This window comes from Collinsella ureilytica (assembly GCF_019795105.1).
GTDB lineage: Bacteria > Actinomycetota > Coriobacteriia > Coriobacteriales > Coriobacteriaceae > Collinsella > Collinsella ureilytica.
Map to the genome: position 1 here is coordinate 36,109 of NZ_JAIMFO010000009.1, position 16,445 is coordinate 52,553.

Annotated in this window: 14 protein-coding genes; 7 read left to right on the forward strand and 7 right to left on the reverse strand. The window is 49.5% G+C overall.

Annotation, left to right across the window (positions count from 1 at the left end; translation table 11 throughout):
• The first annotated feature begins 270 nt into the window (after positions 1 to 270).
• From K6V98_RS07950 to K6V98_RS07970, 5 genes are all read left to right on the forward strand, one after another.
• Entirely contained in the window at positions 271 to 648 is a 378-nt protein-coding gene (locus K6V98_RS07950) for a hypothetical protein (RefSeq protein ID WP_222199998.1), read from the forward strand.
• On the forward strand, positions 629 to 1,492 hold the full coding sequence (locus tag K6V98_RS07955) for a hypothetical protein (protein ID WP_222199999.1): 864 nt from the start codon (positions 629 to 631) through the stop codon (positions 1,490 to 1,492). Before K6V98_RS07950 ends, K6V98_RS07955 begins: the two co-directional genes overlap by 20 nt.
• Before the next feature lie 80 nt (positions 1,493 to 1,572).
• Positions 1,573 to 2,127, forward strand: coding sequence for a hypothetical protein (locus tag K6V98_RS07960; RefSeq protein WP_222200000.1), 555 nt, complete (start codon positions 1,573 to 1,575; stop codon positions 2,125 to 2,127).
• A 27-nt stretch (positions 2,128 to 2,154) separates the two neighbouring features.
• Positions 2,155 to 2,601, forward strand: coding sequence for a hypothetical protein (locus K6V98_RS07965; protein ID WP_222200001.1), 447 nt, complete (start codon positions 2,155 to 2,157; stop codon positions 2,599 to 2,601).
• A complete protein-coding gene (locus K6V98_RS07970; RefSeq protein ID WP_222200002.1) occupies positions 2,552 to 3,232 on the forward strand; it encodes an IS30 family transposase in 681 nt (226 codons plus the stop codon). The genes K6V98_RS07965 and K6V98_RS07970 overlap by 50 nt, the downstream gene beginning before the upstream one ends.
• A gap of 385 nt (positions 3,233 to 3,617) precedes the next feature.
• On the opposite strand, the gene K6V98_RS07975 is transcribed toward K6V98_RS07970, so the two are convergent.
• The 3 genes from K6V98_RS07975 to K6V98_RS07985 form a co-directional block, all read right to left on the reverse strand.
• Entirely contained in the window at positions 3,618 to 3,878 is a 261-nt protein-coding gene (locus K6V98_RS07975) for a helix-turn-helix domain-containing protein (protein WP_222200003.1), read from the reverse strand.
• 188 nt (positions 3,879 to 4,066) lie between these two features.
• The gene (locus tag K6V98_RS07980) at positions 4,067 to 5,731 is read right to left on the reverse strand and encodes an ABC transporter ATP-binding protein (protein WP_306792857.1); all 1,665 of its coding nucleotides are present in this window, start codon (positions 5,729 to 5,731) and stop codon (positions 4,067 to 4,069) included.
• Between the two features lie 108 nt (positions 5,732 to 5,839).
• The gene (locus K6V98_RS07985) at positions 5,840 to 7,615 is read right to left on the reverse strand and encodes an ABC transporter ATP-binding protein (protein ID WP_306792858.1); all 1,776 of its coding nucleotides are present in this window, start codon (positions 7,613 to 7,615) and stop codon (positions 5,840 to 5,842) included.
• Between the two features lie 432 nt (positions 7,616 to 8,047).
• On the opposite strand from K6V98_RS07985, the gene K6V98_RS07990 reads away from it, so the two are divergent.
• The gene (locus K6V98_RS07990) at positions 8,048 to 9,010 is read left to right on the forward strand and encodes a helix-turn-helix domain-containing protein (protein ID WP_222200005.1); all 963 of its coding nucleotides are present in this window, start codon (positions 8,048 to 8,050) and stop codon (positions 9,008 to 9,010) included.
• A 480-nt stretch (positions 9,011 to 9,490) separates the two neighbouring features.
• On the opposite strand, the gene K6V98_RS07995 is transcribed toward K6V98_RS07990, so the two are convergent.
• The 3 genes from K6V98_RS07995 to K6V98_RS08005 all read right to left on the reverse strand — a co-directional run bounded on the left by K6V98_RS07995 (position 9,491) and on the right by K6V98_RS08005 (position 13,535).
• Complete coding sequence (locus K6V98_RS07995) at positions 9,491 to 12,202, reverse strand: hypothetical protein (RefSeq protein ID WP_222200006.1); 2,712 nt, start codon at positions 12,200 to 12,202, stop codon at positions 9,491 to 9,493.
• Entirely contained in the window at positions 12,203 to 12,490 is a 288-nt protein-coding gene (locus K6V98_RS08000) for a hypothetical protein (protein ID WP_222200007.1), read from the reverse strand. It lies immediately after the preceding gene.
• A gap of 568 nt (positions 12,491 to 13,058) precedes the next feature.
• Entirely contained in the window at positions 13,059 to 13,535 is a 477-nt protein-coding gene (locus K6V98_RS08005) for a helix-turn-helix domain-containing protein (RefSeq protein WP_222200008.1), read from the reverse strand.
• Between the two features lie 18 nt (positions 13,536 to 13,553).
• On the opposite strand from K6V98_RS08005, the gene K6V98_RS08010 reads away from it, so the two are divergent.
• Positions 13,554 to 14,117, forward strand: coding sequence for a Cna B-type domain-containing protein (locus K6V98_RS08010; RefSeq protein WP_222200009.1), 564 nt, complete (start codon positions 13,554 to 13,556; stop codon positions 14,115 to 14,117).
• A 233-nt stretch (positions 14,118 to 14,350) separates the two neighbouring features.
• Here the strand turns inward: K6V98_RS08010 and K6V98_RS08015 are convergent, their stop codons facing one another.
• Complete coding sequence (locus K6V98_RS08015; protein ID WP_371734548.1) at positions 14,351 to 16,072, reverse strand: aminotransferase class I/II-fold pyridoxal phosphate-dependent enzyme; 1,722 nt, start codon at positions 16,070 to 16,072, stop codon at positions 14,351 to 14,353.
• Between the last annotated feature and the right edge of the window lie 373 nt (positions 16,073 to 16,445).

Below are 16,445 nucleotides of genomic sequence, written 5' to 3' on the forward strand. Positions count from 1 at the left end.
AAGCGAGTGCATGCACACACGCGTGTATTCGAATGTGATGGCGTGCAAAATAGCTGCCTTATATCTTGTAAGATGACCCCTCGAGGACGAGAATTGAATATGACCGTATACGGGCTGTAAGGATGCAAAGTAAACGCTTCACAACGTTGTGAAATTAATCTAAAAAATAACCCTCTAATCTGCTGGGCTCATATAAAAATGGATCGAATAGGGTGGAATGCTCGGTGGTAAGTCTTTCCGCTCGGCAGGTATATGAAGGAGCAGCGATTTATGAATATCCTCGCTCGTGTAACGTCGGCATTACTCGTGTTTGCCTTGGCGTTTTCCAACCCAGGTACAACAGCAGTGATCCATGCCCTGAGCGTCTCTGAGCTCGATGCTTCGAGCTCTGCCCTTGGCCAAGCTGATCAGGGTTTGAATGCTGAGGTGCTCCTACAACCAAGTGAGCAAGCTCCTGCATCCGGTCCATCGCCTGAAGATGCTGCTACACCAGAACAGGCAGAGGATAGATCAATCTTGAACATGCCTGACCTTGCTACACAAGCACGTGAGCCACGCCAGGAGGGGTCAGAACCTGTGTTGACCGGTCCTGTTTCTGAAAAGGATGAGGAGCAAGATCCAGTAGATAGTGGCCGGATTTACCCTTAAGGTTGCCAGCATTAATGATAAGGGTCAATTAGAGGACGGCAAAACCGATTACTACACCTATGAGCCTATTAACGATGCCGTTGACTTTGATATTTCGGGCAAAGACTATATTTTGCACGATGCATATATGATCATTAGGCTGCCTCGAACCTTTAAGCTCTATTCAATTTCCTTTGTTGATTCGCAGGTTGGTACAACCGAACGTGGGCAGACTGCTACGCATACCTATATTCGCTATAATTTCCCGACTCTTACCGGAGGATTTCATTCAACCTATCCTGTGAGCCTGCGCATCAATGGAAATTATGCTGCTATTGGCGAGAGCTTTCCTTTGGAAGTAGCGCAATATGACTCCACTGGTAAAGAACTTGCAAAGACCGAGCGTGTGTATACGGCAAAGTGGCGTACATACGAATCATTTTCAGTATCGCAAGGCATTTCTGGCGCTAAGAGTTTGGCGAGCGATAGGATTACAGCGGCCCTTGATGGCGTGGAGGTCGGTACGACTCAAGCCGCAATAGACTCCGCGAACGGGCATCGTAGAGTAGCTGATTTAGTTGTTGACGATTTGAATGCCACAACAATTGAGTCGCCGATTACTTCATCCGTTCAGTTTACGGCAACAGTCGTGCCAATTTCAGGCATAAATTCCGGGTGGGGCATGTCGAAGGAAACCAGACTAAAAACCGTTATGACGTTACCGCCAGGTGTGGTGGCAAAAAATCTTAAAGAGGGCGTCCAGTCAGAAACATTGCCAGACGGCTCGACTCGTCTTACCTATATAGGAAAACCGTTTATGTCATTTTTTGGCAGTAGTGCATCAAAGCAGCGACCCGCATATTAGCGATTCTCAATGATGGCGATCGGGGCACGGAGCTCTCGTTTGAGGGAGCACCGTTCAAGCAAGATTTACGTGTTACAGCTGTGCTTACGCTGAATTGCAATGAGGATGGCAGTGGCGGCGTTGAGCTGGGGAAGCGCGAAGAGACCTTTTACTTTAACCCGGCACCCTACAATCGGTATGGCTGGCTTGCTATCAACAAGACCAGCAGTGTGAACTGTGTTCACGGTAAAGACACCTGTAACTCTTCGAGTATCTATTCCTATCAAGATGGACATTACTACAATCTCACCGAAGACTTAACTGACCCGGGCATGGGAGCACGGATACGGATTGGCAATCAAAATAATGGCTCATCACCTACGAATAAGTACCAAGGTGGAGATGCTGGTGAGATATTTGAAATCCACTCCGAGCTCAAGAGTGATCTCATAACCTATACGACCTTTAGAATTGATGATGAAATTGATAATGTCTATACCGATAAGCTTTCTAAAGAGGAACTAGCTCGCAAGACTGCTGCTGTAAAACGAGTGATTAATGAGGGCAATACCCGTCTTTTTGGTGTACGAGCTGATAAGTCTGAAAAGCTCATTAAAGAGCATGTTCAGATGGGAGAAACAATCCCGATCGTATAAGAGGGTGAGCGGGAGTTTACACGCCTCGTGCTTCGTTTTGATCCATCAGTCATCATAGATAATCAGGGTATTCAGTGCTCTGAGTATTATGACCTGGTGCAGGCCGAGAAGGATCGGTTCAATAAAGAAGGCCTTACTACCGATAAGGGAACGTATCGCTCGGAAGCGTATGTGAGCTTTAAGCTTCCAAATATGACGGGGAGAGACTCGAGGTCTTCCGATACTTCCGTTTCTGTTGTTCCGCAGGTGCTGGAACCAAACCAGCCTGAGAATCAGGATATGACGGTGGAATACAAAACGGGTGGTGCCCCATTCAATCTCAATGTGGGATCGCTCTTGCCTAACCGAAACTATTCAGGCAACGGTGGAAATTACGACAAGAGAACCGAAGTGCATAAGATGCGTACGGTTACGATTTTGCCTGATGGTGTTGAGTACGACGGGTGGATGCGTTCTTATTACAATCTTAATTAGCTATACCGATTTGCCGCTTCCTAGACGTCGCAGACAAGCTTATGCTGATGTGCTTCGTCATTCGCATAACAACATCCAAGGTACCTCGATTGAAGAACGTCCAAAATCAGTTGGGACAAGAGCAGAGTTTGGGCATTGGGAAGGCGATTTGATAGTAGGGACTCGAGGTACGCGAACGGTTTGTTTGACGTTACTCGAGAGAAAAACCCGCTATGTCGTGGCAACATTGTTGCCAACCCGTCATGCAGCAGGTGTGGTGCGCGCAATCGACAATCTAGAGGCGATGCTTAAGGATCGCTTCAGTGATGTTTTCAAATCGATCACGTTTGATAATGGATCTGAGTTTTCAGACTTCAAATCCATCGAACGATCGTGTGCAGATGCTTCGCGAACTCGAACGAAAGTGTACTATGCCCATCCCTACCGCTCAGGCGAACGGGGCTCAAATGAGAATGCGAACGGCCTATTGAGGCGTGCTGGACTCAGAAAAGGCAAAGATTTAGGGAAGATACCAGCAAAAGTTTTTGATCGGGCGGTTCGCTGGGTTAATGAACTACCTCGAAGCATTTTCTACTATGCACCTGCTCTAGAAATGTTTGAAGCCGAAATCGGCATGCAGCTAATCTTGTGAACATCTTAGCGCATAACAAAGACATAATGAATCTGATCAGTTAAGAGTTGAGATCGCTCGGCTCTGATAGCTCAAAGATGGTCTGTTGGGGTCTATTTTGAGCATAAAGAGGCGATTGGGTTGCCTCGGGGTTGCTCCACCGCCCCATTAATCACTCGCTTCTGTCCTCAATCCGTGTTAGACTGCCCAAAAGAGGGCGGTGGAGCAGTTCCCTTTACAATTCACAAATCGGTATAGCTAATCGCTAACACCTCAGCATGGATGTAGTTGTAAAGCGTTTTAACACACATCCAGGTTTTGATTAGCTTGTTTCGTTTGGCATATCCCAGAGCTGCAGCGGGTGACCATTTGTTTTCACGCATCAGATTTGTTAATACCTCAGCGGTCACGTGATCGTGAGCAATTTTGAGACCGGTACCTTTTTTGCTTGGCGCTGTCGTGCCATGCGTTGAGCATAGTCAGCTTTATAGACATGGGTATAACCAAAATCGTTTTGTTGTTTTACACGTCCATGTTTGATCTCACGTTGAATAGTTGAACGCGCCCGCCCAAGACGCCTAGCAATTTCAGAGATTGAGGTTTTCGATGCAAGCTCAATTTCAATTACATAGCGCTCATTCTCGTTGAGATACTTCCCTGTCCTCATCTAAATCAGCCTCACATTTTTCAGAATGATCGATGGCCGAAAGACACCCAGCAAAAACCAAAACACTCCGATACGCACAACAAACAGCGTACAAGCTCCGCGATAAACATAACCGCTCAGATATATACATTGCAAAACAATACTTTAACCGCATCGATAAAATGCGTGATATATCCGTTCTCAGAAGATCATACCTGACAGCTCTTTCCGATAGATGTATTTCCTAACCTCCAACCAGCAGCTGCACGGCGCACCTCTATAAAGCGGCGGTAGATACCTTCCTCACACATGAGCTCCTCGTGCGTGCCGCGCTGGACAATTCGCCCACTGTTCATCACAAGTATCTGATCGGCATCACGTACCGTGTTAAGCCGATGAGCTATGGTTACCAGAGTCTTGCCCTGCGTAAGCTCTGCAAGGGCAGCCATAAGAAGATGCTCATTCTCCGGGTCGACCGAGCTCGTTGCTTCGTCGAGAATCACAATGGGTGCATCTTTCATAATGGCGCGTGCAATGGACACACGTTGACGCTCTCCACCAGAGAGATTCGAGCCTCCCTCTTCTAAAACAGTGTCATAACCCTGCGGTAGCTCCATAATAAAGTCATGACAACGCGCTCGCTTCGCGGCTGCTATAACCTGCTCACGCGTAGCATCAGGTCTTCCAAAACGGATATTATTCTCTACCGTATCATTGAACAGGTATACATTTTGAAAAACCATCGATATATGAGAATGCAGACTCTCAGCCGTTCCCGTGCGCACATCGGCTCCTCCAACGGTAACACGCCCCTTGTCAACATCCCAAAAACGCGCGAGTAAATTCACCAGCGTGGTCTTACCTGAACCGCTTGGCCCCACAAGCGCACATGTTGTGCCTTCCGGAATAGTAAGCGTTACGTCATCAATCGTATAACGGCTCCCATCGTAGGAAAACGAGACGTCTTCCATCGCAAGATCAAACCCTTTGCAGCAAAGAGGAGCATCTGTTACATCTTGCTTCGGAACTGCGCATACGTCATCAATACGATCAAGCTCTCCCTCAATCTTCTTCGTAAGAAAAGCGCTATTGTTTGCCATGATGAGCTCGGCGTAAATCATAAAAGCTGCAACCAACAGCGTAAGCGCCCAAGAAAGCGGAAGCGCACCTCCCAGATACAAAAAGCATGAAGCAAACAGGACTGCGCAGCTGGCAAGATTGAATACAAGTGCATAGAGCTTGAGTACGCCCTGAGCGGCCTGCTCTTGTTTGAAATCGGCCTTTCGCTTGCGCTCAAAAGATGCCTTTGCCGCCGCCAAAGCCTCATCGGGTGTCGCAAACGTACGCAACACTGCCATTCCCCGAGCATATTCGATAATCGCGTCGGTCATATCCTCCTGAGCAGCTGTAACCTCACGGGTAACGAGAGTTGACCGCCGGCGCAACCATTCGAGAACAACAAGGCCAACCGCAATCCCGCTCAATGTGATAAACGCAACCGGCGGTGCAAACACCAAAAAATAGAGGCTCATAATGACTGCCATCGCCACGCCCGCTGACAGCCCTGTCAAGCAGATGGTCATAAACTCTTCAAGCTGATGAACAGTTGTGGTGAGTGTTGTTGTAATGACTGAAAGGCGCTGATCGGAAAAATATCCCATAGGAGCTCCCTTCAGGCGGTCACCCACCCGAAGGCGCAGATCACGAAATATATGGAAACCCTCCGCATCCATCTTAATGTCAACAAGATACTGAAATACAAACTGACCGGTAACGCTCACAAGAAGTATGCCGAGACACTGCAGTATGATTTCTGAGCCAAGATGCTCACGATTCTCCAACACCCACCACACTGCCGCAAGCATACCCGCCATGAAAAACGCCTTGAAAACGTTGCATACCATTCCAACGATAAGACTCCGCCGTGACGAAGCGGAAAAGCTGCCCGCCAACGTAAGGATCCTTTTCATAATCGCCAACATCTAGTCCTCCCTACCTGCATCGCGGATAGAAGCTGTATGCTCCGCCCACATGCGCGCATACAAAGGACAGCACATGAGAAGTTCATCATGTGATCCACACGCCACCACGCGCCCCGCATCCATTACGATTATCTGATCCGCCCCCATAACCGTTGAAAGCCGATGGGCTATGGTCACAAGCGTCTTACCTGCTACAAGCTCCTCGATAGCGCGCTCCATCACTGCCTCAATCTCAGGATCGGCGTATGCCGTTGCTTCGTCGAGAATCACCACATCCGCATCTTTTAAGATTGCTCGCGCGATAGTGATGCGTTGTCGCTCTCCACCGGAGAGTTTTGCACCAGCCTCTCCTGCCAAGGTGTTATAACCCTGCGGTAAAGACTCTATAAACTCATGCGCACCTGCCGCACGTGCGGCACGCTTAACTTCATCATCTGTGGCCTGTGGCCTACCGAGACGAATGTTTTCTGCGATTGTCATATCAAATAGAAATGTTTCCTGTGCAACATAAGAAACATGCTCCATAAGTTGTCCAAAGGGAATATCTTGAACGTTATATCCGCCGTAGCGAATCGTACCGCAGCTCACATCCCAAAATCCCGCCATGAGTTTCGCAATGGTGGATTTTCCTGAGCCTGATGGACCAACAATCGCCGTCATGGTACCGGGTTCTGTACGAAAGGACACCCCGTGAAGCACTTCCAGGCCTTCATGATATGAGAACGATACATCTTCAAAAGAAAACGACTCACGAGACAACTCTACTCGCTTTGAGGGTCGAACAAGCTCGGGAAGTCCTAAGAAGTCCCACACCACATTCAGGCACACGTCCATCCTCGAAATCTGGCTGGCGGCCTGAGCAAACTTCAACACGCCCCCAATGAAGCTTAAGGGTATCGTGATACACACCATGAATTCCGGCAGGGTAATCTCACCAACCGACATCAACCAAACCCCAAGAGGAAGGGTGAATAAAAGCGTGCACGGCACAACCGATTTCACCAGTGCCATCCACACCCAGCTCTCGCGGAACCAATCGAGTGTCGAATCATGATAGGCGGCAACGGCTTTGGAAAACATACTGTATGAAGATGCACTTCGACCAAACGCCTTAATAACCTGAATACCATTGACGTACTCGACAAGCGTTGAGTTCATCTTCTGTTCGCTTTCAATATAGCGAGCCATTTTCACTTCGTACCCACGCATCATGCCAAGGTAAAATAACACTCCAAGTGGAATTGTCGCGATACCTGCCAACCCCATACGCCAATCAACAGCAAACACGATCACCATCGCAAGCACAGGCGCAAACACATTGCTGGGAAGCTCGGGCATGAAATGTGCAATAGCATCCTCAAGCTGATTTACATTGTCAACAAAGCGGTTCTTAAAGGTTCCTGTTGGTGTATCTACAATCGTTCCCATGGGAACGCGAGCCATCTTTTCTGCCATCTCATCGCGTATTGTACGCAGAGCCCTAAAAGCAATGTCGTGACTCATCATAGAAGATCGCCATGTGAGAAAGAATTTTACTACCTGGGCAACCGCCGCTACAACAGAAAGCTCGGCTGCCGCCTCAAGGGTCAGCGTGCCTTGCAAGAGCCCGGCTGCCAGCATGGCTACCACAACATAGGGCACCATGCCAAATGCCTCTCCCATACAAGCCATAACGAGAGAAACTATCATTTTCCCTTTGTCGGGTCGCATAAAGTAGAGCAGCTTTGCAAATGCACTTGGGCGTGCATCTTGATCTTTAGGAACTGCCTTTCCCATAAAGCTCACCTCTCTTTTGGTTTTATCACGAATAGATTCATAACGTGTGCACCGATCATTCAAAGCGCTCATTGCAGGTCATCGCGGGCGTCCACTCATCACTCAAAGCACTCATTGCGGGTCATCGCGGGCGTCCACTCATCACTCAAAGCACTCATTGCGGGTCATGACAATCACCCTTGACACCCAACGCGAACTTTCTGCACAACCTTGCGACTCCCTATAGGTCACCGTCATTAAATCCACGGGAAGACTCATCACATGCAACACCCTTCGCATCTCAGCTGAACACCGCAATTATAAGTTAGCAGCTACAAACTTTAATCTATAATGGACTGAACATGGATTCAGCGAGCCGCTCAACCTGCACATGCGGCTCAATACGGAGAAAAAACGTCTCAACACGGAAGAAATCGCCTGGAGAGCAATCAGATGGAGAGCTTGGAAGAAAACCTTTACAGCGCCGCGTTTCAAAAATGGGGATTCTCACACTCCCAACAGACGCATGGATACGGGCCTGATGGAGTTTTGCGTACCGTCGAAAACGAATTTGGCACAGGTGAGTACTGGTCTTACTTTCGCGGCAACCTCTTCGCAATCAATTGCTTCAAGATAAAGTTCACAAAAGACAGGGTGCTGACGTATCGATGTAGCGAGCATCTCAGCATAACGTTCTACGACAAGATTACAGGTTTAACGCAGAGGCAAGGAGCCCCACTGAGCGCCGGGGCGATATCGGTATATCTTGGAGGAGAAGGGCAGGAGTATCAGGCATACGCGTGCAAAGGCGCCTCGATAAGAGGCACCTCGATTACCTTTTCACCTGATTATTACCGCACATATCTACAACGCAGATTCGGCACGCTGGGAGATATAAGAAGGGCCTTTTTGGAAATTGACGGAAAACGAGATATGCCGGATCTTATCAACCTGCTCAGGAAAGCCCGAAATTACAAAGGCACAGGCGCAGCTGCAGAGCTCTTCTATGAAGGGGTTATTTCAGAAGCAGTTGCTCTTGTGATGCAACATTCTTCTCTCTATCCCAAAAATCACATCGAGATGTATGTTACCGGCGAAGATCGCAAAGCTATTGATTTTATCTGCGAGTATATTGCCTGTCATCTTGAAGAGAATCTCTCGTGCGCCCACCTGGCGCGCCAACTCTATATAGGGAAAACAAAGTTGAAAACCCTCTTCAAGGCGACGACAGGGATGTCACCATCTGGCTATATTATGCGCGAACGCATGGAGAAAGCGTCACGCCTGCTTATCGAAACCGACTGCTCAATAGCCGAAATCGGCAAAAAGGTAGGCTACGCCAAACCGGGTGCATTTACCGAAGCGTTTCGAAGAGAAAAAGGCTTAACGCCCACACAGTTTAGAAAACGCTGCTGATACAAGGCGCCACAACGTGCCCTAAGGCTCTTGAGATTCCCTAAGGTGTTTCAAGATACCTTAACAGCTGCTATAACGTGTCCTACCTAAAGTCCCCTAAGGTGCACCAAAGCGCCACAACGTGCTCTAAGGCTCCCTAAGGTGCACCAAAGCGCCACAACGTGACGCCTTGTATAGAACCTGCAGCCATGCCGCCTAAAGAGAAGCACACTCTACTCGAACTATCAGGCACCTATTTCTGTGCTTTTTAACATCAAGCGCCAAAAAGCACAGATATAGGTCGCTTAACCCCCTGCACGCACGTCAACAAACCAAAAAGCACAGGCACGGGTCACAGTAGGCCCCGATCACGTCACATCAATGACATCAAAAAACACCACGGTCAACCGCTTAAACTCCCCTGAGCGTGCGTCGTCACGCATCGCGGCACCAGCTTTTGCGCCCTAAGACACGCCCCGCATAAACTCCTTACACACGTTCTTAAGCTGTCTTACGTCTGCGCAGAATAACTGCCGCAATAACAGCTGCAATCACGACAATAACTCCTGCTCCAACGATCATCATGGTGGAATTCGCCTCTAAAAGCCCTTGAGCGCGTGCCTTTGAAGGCTCTTTTTTCACGGGCGAAGCCTTGCCGCCAGATAGCTTCTCTGAGGGTTTATGCTCAGTAGACACCGACTCTTCCTGAGATAGCTGTGAGGATATTGCACCGCTTTCAGAAGCGCTCCTATGATCCTTTGTTGTATTTGAGCGTGCCCGAGACACTTCTCGCTCATCCACGTTGTGAGCCTCGGTTGACGACGAGCTTTTCTGCAAGCTCTGTTGTTGAAGTTCAGTCTCTCCTTGCTTGTCCCGCTGTTTACCGTCCTCAGACCCCGATATGGCCTGCTTTGAATCTTTTGCGGGATCTACATGATCTTGCTGCTTTTCATCTTTTGTATCTTTTGGCTGTTGTTCAGGCTTATCCTCATCAACATGAGATGCCTTCCACTGCGCCACAAGCGTCATATTCGCCTTCACCTGAGCTGTCATATCAACGGCAGTCAAAGAATCCGCATACACCCATCTGCTAAAGGTATAACCCTCACGAATGGGAATGTCCAGTTGAGGAAGCTTCGCATCTTTTGGAATCACCACCGTATCAGTCAGCCCGTCATACCCAAAATCAAGCGTAATTTGAACCTTCTCAACAGGCGCAACCTGCTCAAGAGCACATAGTGCTTTGGCAAGATCCTGAACCGTCTTGTGATACGCTCCAAAACTCACGGTATAACCTGCCGTCAAAGCAGCTTCTTTCTCTATCTGCGCCATAAGCTTTTTCATCGCAGAAAGAGCGACGTCAAGACGATCTGCGCTTTCTTTGGTATAGCGCTCACGATGAGCTAGAGCCTCTTTTGCCTGTGCAACACGCGCTGTTTGACGAGCTAGATGATACGGATCATCAAGCGCAGCTACATGCTTGCCCATAATTTCAATCTCAATCACATGATTTTCTTTCCCGGGAGCCCCTTCATACCCGTTCATATACAGTCGTACATAGCGCGCTTGAACAGGCTTATCTGAAGCTTCTGCCCCATATATCACGCGGCCATCTGAGGACTCTCTATAGGTAGTCTCACTCGGCTGCTCCCCCAGCTGAAATACATCGCTATCCCCGGAGTAATACAGAATCGTCTTTGTAGAAAAATCGGGGGTATCGGATATAACAAGCGCCGTGGAACCATACATTCGAGATCCACCCCAGTACCGCCACAACTTAACCGATTCGATCGAAACGCTCTCTTTAAGATCAAGCTGCTCATAGGCAGGCTGAGGCGTGTCATCATTGCCAAAGATGCTATAGGAATCACGGTTTGTAGAAACACCATCAGTTGACTTCGATAACGGCGAGGCATTATCAAGTACCAAGGACGGATCGGTTGAGCTCGACGGCAACCACCCGGCTGTCGGTTCTATATTTCGTGCGAGATTTTGTAAGGCACCATTATCTGTTCCTGGAACCAGTGAATTGAGCGCATTCGCAAGCTCCGTGAGTGAGCGCTGCTGTGCAGCTGCATCACCTGAAAGCGCCTCACGTGCGCGGGCAAGTACGCCTTCTGCATCACATGCTGTCCACGATGCTCGTGAAACGCTGCCCTTCATAGCCTCAAGCTCATGAATTCTATCTGCAAGTGGTGAAATCGGCACCTCATCGTGAGCAAGCGAGCGATCCCAAACACACGCGCTATCAAGCGATGCGTCTGAGGAAATAACCACCGGTGCAGCAACAAGCTCAGCCTCATGTGTAGCGACATCATAGCTTGATCCCGCGATTTTGCCCTGCACGTACACCTTCACCATACCATTGTTTTCACGAACCCCGGTAATGCTTGTTGCGCCTTTAACCGGCTGATCGGAAATAGCGGAGGCACCTTTTACCGTAAAAACAGCGTGAGCATCCTCATTAAGGCGCAAGGACCATTCGTCTCCCTGCTGAGCCAACACAGTATGAGGCGCTGGCGAAGAGACTGTTGCGGCTACACTAAACCCGTATGACCCGACCACGCCTTCTTGCACCTCATCAGTGCAGGAAGGTGAATTCGTTTTGAGAATCACACCATTATCGTGCGCAACGCGCTCCACAGCGCCACCCAGCCTGTTGCCAGCAGAATCCGCTCCCGAGAGAGCCTGTACGCGAACAGTTGCTCCTGCACGAGGCGTATCTGCAAGCACGACATCAAAGGTTTTAAGATCAGCATATGCCAAGACCTCTTTGACCGGCACCGTCTTTCCGTCAACACGCACCTCAAAACTCGCACCCATTACGTGCTCAGATGCCTGCACGCGTATGACTGCTTCACGATTGAAATACATGCGCGTAAGACTTGGTGGGACGGTATCGCCGTCTTTGCTCAGATGCCATATCTGCACTTCGCCGGGCTTGAGCTTCATGCTCACCTCGCTGCCGGCATTAATCTTGGATGGTCGTTCCGCCAAAGGCGCATTGCCTTCGGTGTAGCCATGATCAAGAACTACATGATATGAACCTGTTGTACGAGCTCCAATAGCTGAATCAAGACGGAAAGTAAGTGTGCGCTCCTCGGCTGCGGGGTTGCGCAGCGAGATAATACCCTCGTCGCCCGTCGCCCGTCGCGCTAAAGCAGGCAAATCCGTACGCTGCCTGCTCCCCTGTACGAGCGCTTGCCGCTCCATTTAAGCCGTTGCTGCCTGCAAGCGTTGCTGTTGCAGCAGGGCTTTTACCAAGTACTTTTGCGTTACGCAGCGTAGAGAAGTTTTTCTCTTCCCACGACAAAAAGTCTGCATTAAAAAGGTATTTTTCAGTATCAAAAATTGAATCAGAATAATAGAGTTCCCAGAAACAGAATCGAGAATCTCTTCGCGCGCTTCATCCCAAGATCGATTAACATCATGGTCAAGCGCCTGCTCGATATACACCTCAGCGTCCGACATGACCTCGTCTGCATACTCGGAATAGTTCATCGGCTTTTCCTTTCCTCTACTGTGTCTTTCCAAATTGATTGAGCAACAGCAAGTGGAGTGCTTGCTGAAACTGTCGTTCCGGATCGGTCTTTCAAAGGCGAAATGTCACCGTTAATACGAACCAACCAAACTGATTTCCCGCTGGTACACCCTTTGATGAAGGTTGGTGTAGGTGACTTTGCTGGTTCGTCTGTTGTCAAAAACCAAGCAAGCCCTCTGGGATCTGAGAACCAGCGAATGAGCTGTAGTGCGAAGTGTGGAGAGCTGTTTTCGAGGCGATAGAGGCGTACATAGTGCTCGTAGGCTTCAATGATTCTATCGGCAGAAATACCGCGTTTGATAACCTCTTTAACGCTTCTCGTGTCTGTTTTCGCATGCCGGCTTTTACCGGCTTTAAGGACAGATCACAAAGCTTTTCGAATGATTTTTGATCAGATTCACTCAATCCATCGTCATCATCAGTCTCAGCCTCAGAGCGCTCGCTGCCTTGAGTATCCGGTGAAGGTGGTAGCGAGGACGGGTAGCGAGCGCTCTGAGGCTGGGGATGAGTGATTGATTGATTACGTAATTAATTCTCTTTAGTATTTAATTGTGTCGGATTTACCAGATCTGGTTTATCCATATCTGGATTTTCAGGATGTGGAGCGTTACCTGCGGTTTCTTCATCTGTGTCCTGAGAGGGCACTGCTGCGGGGCGCTGAGGCTGCGGGCAATCAAAAAAGGTGTAAATTGTCCTGCCGAGGTGTCCGGCAGACCCTCGCTCGCGCTCACGGATAAGATAGCCGCAAAGCTCGAGTTCTTTCAGGATTTTATAAAGAGCATCGCGTCCTTGTCCGGGATGCGGTGTAAGATTTCCGGATTCATCTTCAGGATTGATGATTTTCAGAAGGCCTGCAATAGAGTAGTCCCACTCGTCAGGAAGGGATAAGACGGTACAGAGGAGGCCTCGAGCCCTCAAAGAGAGACTGCGATCATGGAGTATATCGTTGTAGATGATGGTGAATGTGCGTGGACGTTGCCTGACACGTACCTCTTGAAATCCCATGGCCACCCCTTCTCAAGGGTGGAGCGATTCGAGTTACAATCCGCAGTAGAAAAGGGTATCTTAAAGGCGGGCAAGCACAGCTATACCGTTGCCACCGAAGGTGTGCCTAGCTCAAGCTTTACCATCACGAATACCCTCGTGAATCCCACACGTGAGCTTTTAGGCTCAATCGTTTGGGACGATGCGGATAACAAAGACAAGATCCGTCCTGACTCCGTTCAGATGAGGCTGGTAAGAAACGGTGTTCCAACCGATCAGATCAAAACGATCACCTCTCAAGACCCACGTGCCTTCTCATTCAAAGACCTTCCAACCTTTGATGATCATGGTGAAACGATCATCTGGAGCATAGAGAGCCTCACCGCCCCTCAAGGCTATGAGGTTAGGGTAAGCGGAGATATGGAGTCTGGCTTTACCATTGTCTATCGCCATGAGCCAGCTCGTAAGAAGAAGCGCCGCCTCCGCTGGATACTGCCTAAGACCGGAGACACAGTGGCTCTCGGCGGTATTCTCTCTTCAGCCGCTGCACTCTCGGTATTTGCAGCAGCCCTGCATCGTCGCCGCAAGCACGGCAGAAAGTAGGGCACAGCACGCAGAAATCTTTTCGGATAGATAGGACGGGCACATCACGATAGCAGCGTGATTCCTCACCAGTTCTGCGGTATGAATGAGCCGGGTATTCCTCAGCGGAGTACCCGGCTTTTGCTGTGCGCACGTGTTTGAACGAGAGATCTGTTAGAGACCCTGGTATATGAAGGTGACCGGAGGACGCACCTCCGTGTCCTTCAGCTGCGAGCTAGCGTATAGGTATGCGCTTATGCTTGGCGATACGTTTCCATGAAGTCGGCCAGATCTTCCATGCATTCGGTGAGTACACGACGTCTCGGCAGATAGACCACGCGGAAATGGTCGGGCTTATGCCAGTTAAAGCCCTTGCCTGGAACAATAAGAATATGCTTTTCATGCAAGAGATCGAGGGCAAATTGCTCGTCATCGGTGATGTTAAACCGCTTGACATCAATCTTTGGGAAGATATAAAAGGCAGCCTTTGGCTTTACTGCCGAGATGCCAGGAATTTGATTCAGTGCTTCGTATACGAGGTCTCGCTGGTCATGCACGCGTCCACCGGGCACGATATAGCGCTGCACGCTTTGATAGCCTCCAAGCGCCGTTTGAACAATGGCTTGAGCGGGAACATTGGAACAAAGCCGCATGTTCGCGAGCATATGAATGCCTTCGATGAGGTCTTTTGCACAACGCTTATTGCCAGAAAGTACCATCCAACCAATGCGGTAGCCAGCAATCATATGGCTTTTTGAAAGGCCAGAAAAGGTAATGCAAAAGAGATCCGGTGCCATGCTTGCAATGGAGGTGTGCTCAAAGCCATCCATAATGAGGCGATCATAGATCTCGTCAGACAAAATCATGAGCTGGTGCTCACGGGCAATCTCAACAATTTCAGCCAACACCTCACGCGGGTATAAGGCTCCCGTTGGATTATTGGGATTGATAAGAACAATCGCCTTTGTGCGCGGGCTAATCTTTGAGCGAATATCGTCCAGATCAGGATTCCACTCGGCTTGCTCGTCGCAAATATAGTGCACCGGAGTGCCTCCGGCTAAGGTGGCGCATGCCGTCCAAAGGGGATAGTCAGGGCTTGGGATTAAGATCTCATCTCCGTTATCTAAGATTGCCTGCATGCAGAGGTTGATGAGTTCAGAAACGCCGTTTCCGGTATAGATATCCTCCATGGTTACGTTGGGCAGATTTCTGATTTGGCAGTACTGCATGATGGCCTTCCGCGCAGAAAAGAGACCACGCGAGTCTGAATATCCCTCACCGTCGGGGAGTTGTTGGCGCATGTCATGGACAACTTCATCGGGAGCACGAAAGCCGAAGGGTGCCGGGTTGCCAATATTGAGCTTGAGGATACGCATTCCTTCAGATTCCATGCGCGCAGCCTCATCAACAACCGGGCCTCTGACGTCATACAACACATTATTCAGCTTGGATGATTTCTTGAAGTGACGCATGACGGGAGTCCTTTCGCTGGTGGGTACCTGTTGAGTTGCAACGTGTTTTTCAGCATGTGCAGTTGATGCGGTGAGTTTGGAAGCGGAGTCGAACGTATCAGCCGATGTGGGCTCTGAGGTTTGGGTGGCTGTTGACACAGGCACAGCATCTGTAGAAGGGACGTCTTGGCCTGGGTGTACTGCACCTGATGCGTTTGAGGGCATCCTACGAGCTGCGTTAGGCGTCGATGGTCTTTCTGCATACTGGTTGCTGCTCATAGGTAGCGCTTGCGGTGCCTCGGGGAGCTTGCCCCAGGCAAGCCAGTCAGCATGTACGCCAAGCAAGGATGCAAGTAGCTCAAGTGAGTCTTGACGAGGTAGGGTTCTACCATTGACATACTGGCTCAGCTGGCTTTTCCCCAAACGCGCTCCACGCTTTTGAGCGGCGCGTATGAGATCAGTCTGCCGAATGCCACGGTCATCCATGACGTTGCGCAAACGCTTGGCAAAGTTATCTCTTCCCACGAACCCTCCTTAAGTTCAAAATAAGTTCAAAGTTCAATAAGGGGAGCATAGCATAGATTAAATTGAACTTAATCTGAACTTTTATGAAATATGCTGAGCGGTGAGCGTCTCGGCCTGGAGAACTGCTCGACCAGGGGTGGCCTGGCATGTGGAGTGCGCGTCAGGAGGGGGCAGGCTCTAGTTCATGTGCGTCCTCCTGCTGCTAGACGAAGCCCTCGATCGCCTGGTACATAAAAGGCAGGATCGTGGTACACGCATGAACTCAGCTTCACAGCTCTTCTGAGATTGCAGACATCTGTGCTCGCGGGGTTTTCGTGTGTATGGGACTTTGCCCTGCTTGAGTGGCATGCATCCTGCCTACACTAGATAGGTC

Coding starts and splice junctions, on each gene's coding strand:
- K6V98_RS07995 (WP_222200006.1), bottom strand. CDS start 12,202: ATGGAGCGGCAAGCGCTCGTACAGGGGAGCAGGCAGCGTACGGATTTG.
- K6V98_RS07985 (WP_306792858.1), bottom strand. CDS start 7,615: ATGGGAAAGGCAGTTCCTAAAGATCAAGATGCACGCCCAAGTGCATTT.
- K6V98_RS08005 (WP_222200008.1), bottom strand. CDS start 13,535: ATGGGATTTCAAGAGGTACGTGTCAGGCAACGTCCACGCACATTCACC.
- K6V98_RS07970 (WP_222200002.1), top strand. CDS start 2,552: ATGGTGTTGAGTACGACGGGTGGATGCGTTCTTATTACAATCTTAATT.
- K6V98_RS07980 (WP_306792857.1), bottom strand. CDS start 5,731: ATGGCGGGTATGCTTGCGGCAGTGTGGTGGGTGTTGGAGAATCGTGAG.
- K6V98_RS08000 (WP_222200007.1), bottom strand. CDS start 12,490: ATGAACTATTCCGAGTATGCAGACGAGGTCATGTCGGACGCTGAGGTG.
- K6V98_RS07950 (WP_222199998.1), top strand. CDS start 271: ATGAATATCCTCGCTCGTGTAACGTCGGCATTACTCGTGTTTGCCTTG.
- K6V98_RS07990 (WP_222200005.1), top strand. CDS start 8,048: ATGGAGAGCTTGGAAGAAAACCTTTACAGCGCCGCGTTTCAAAAATGG.
- K6V98_RS07975 (WP_222200003.1), bottom strand. CDS start 3,878: ATGAGGACAGGGAAGTATCTCAACGAGAATGAGCGCTATGTAATTGAA.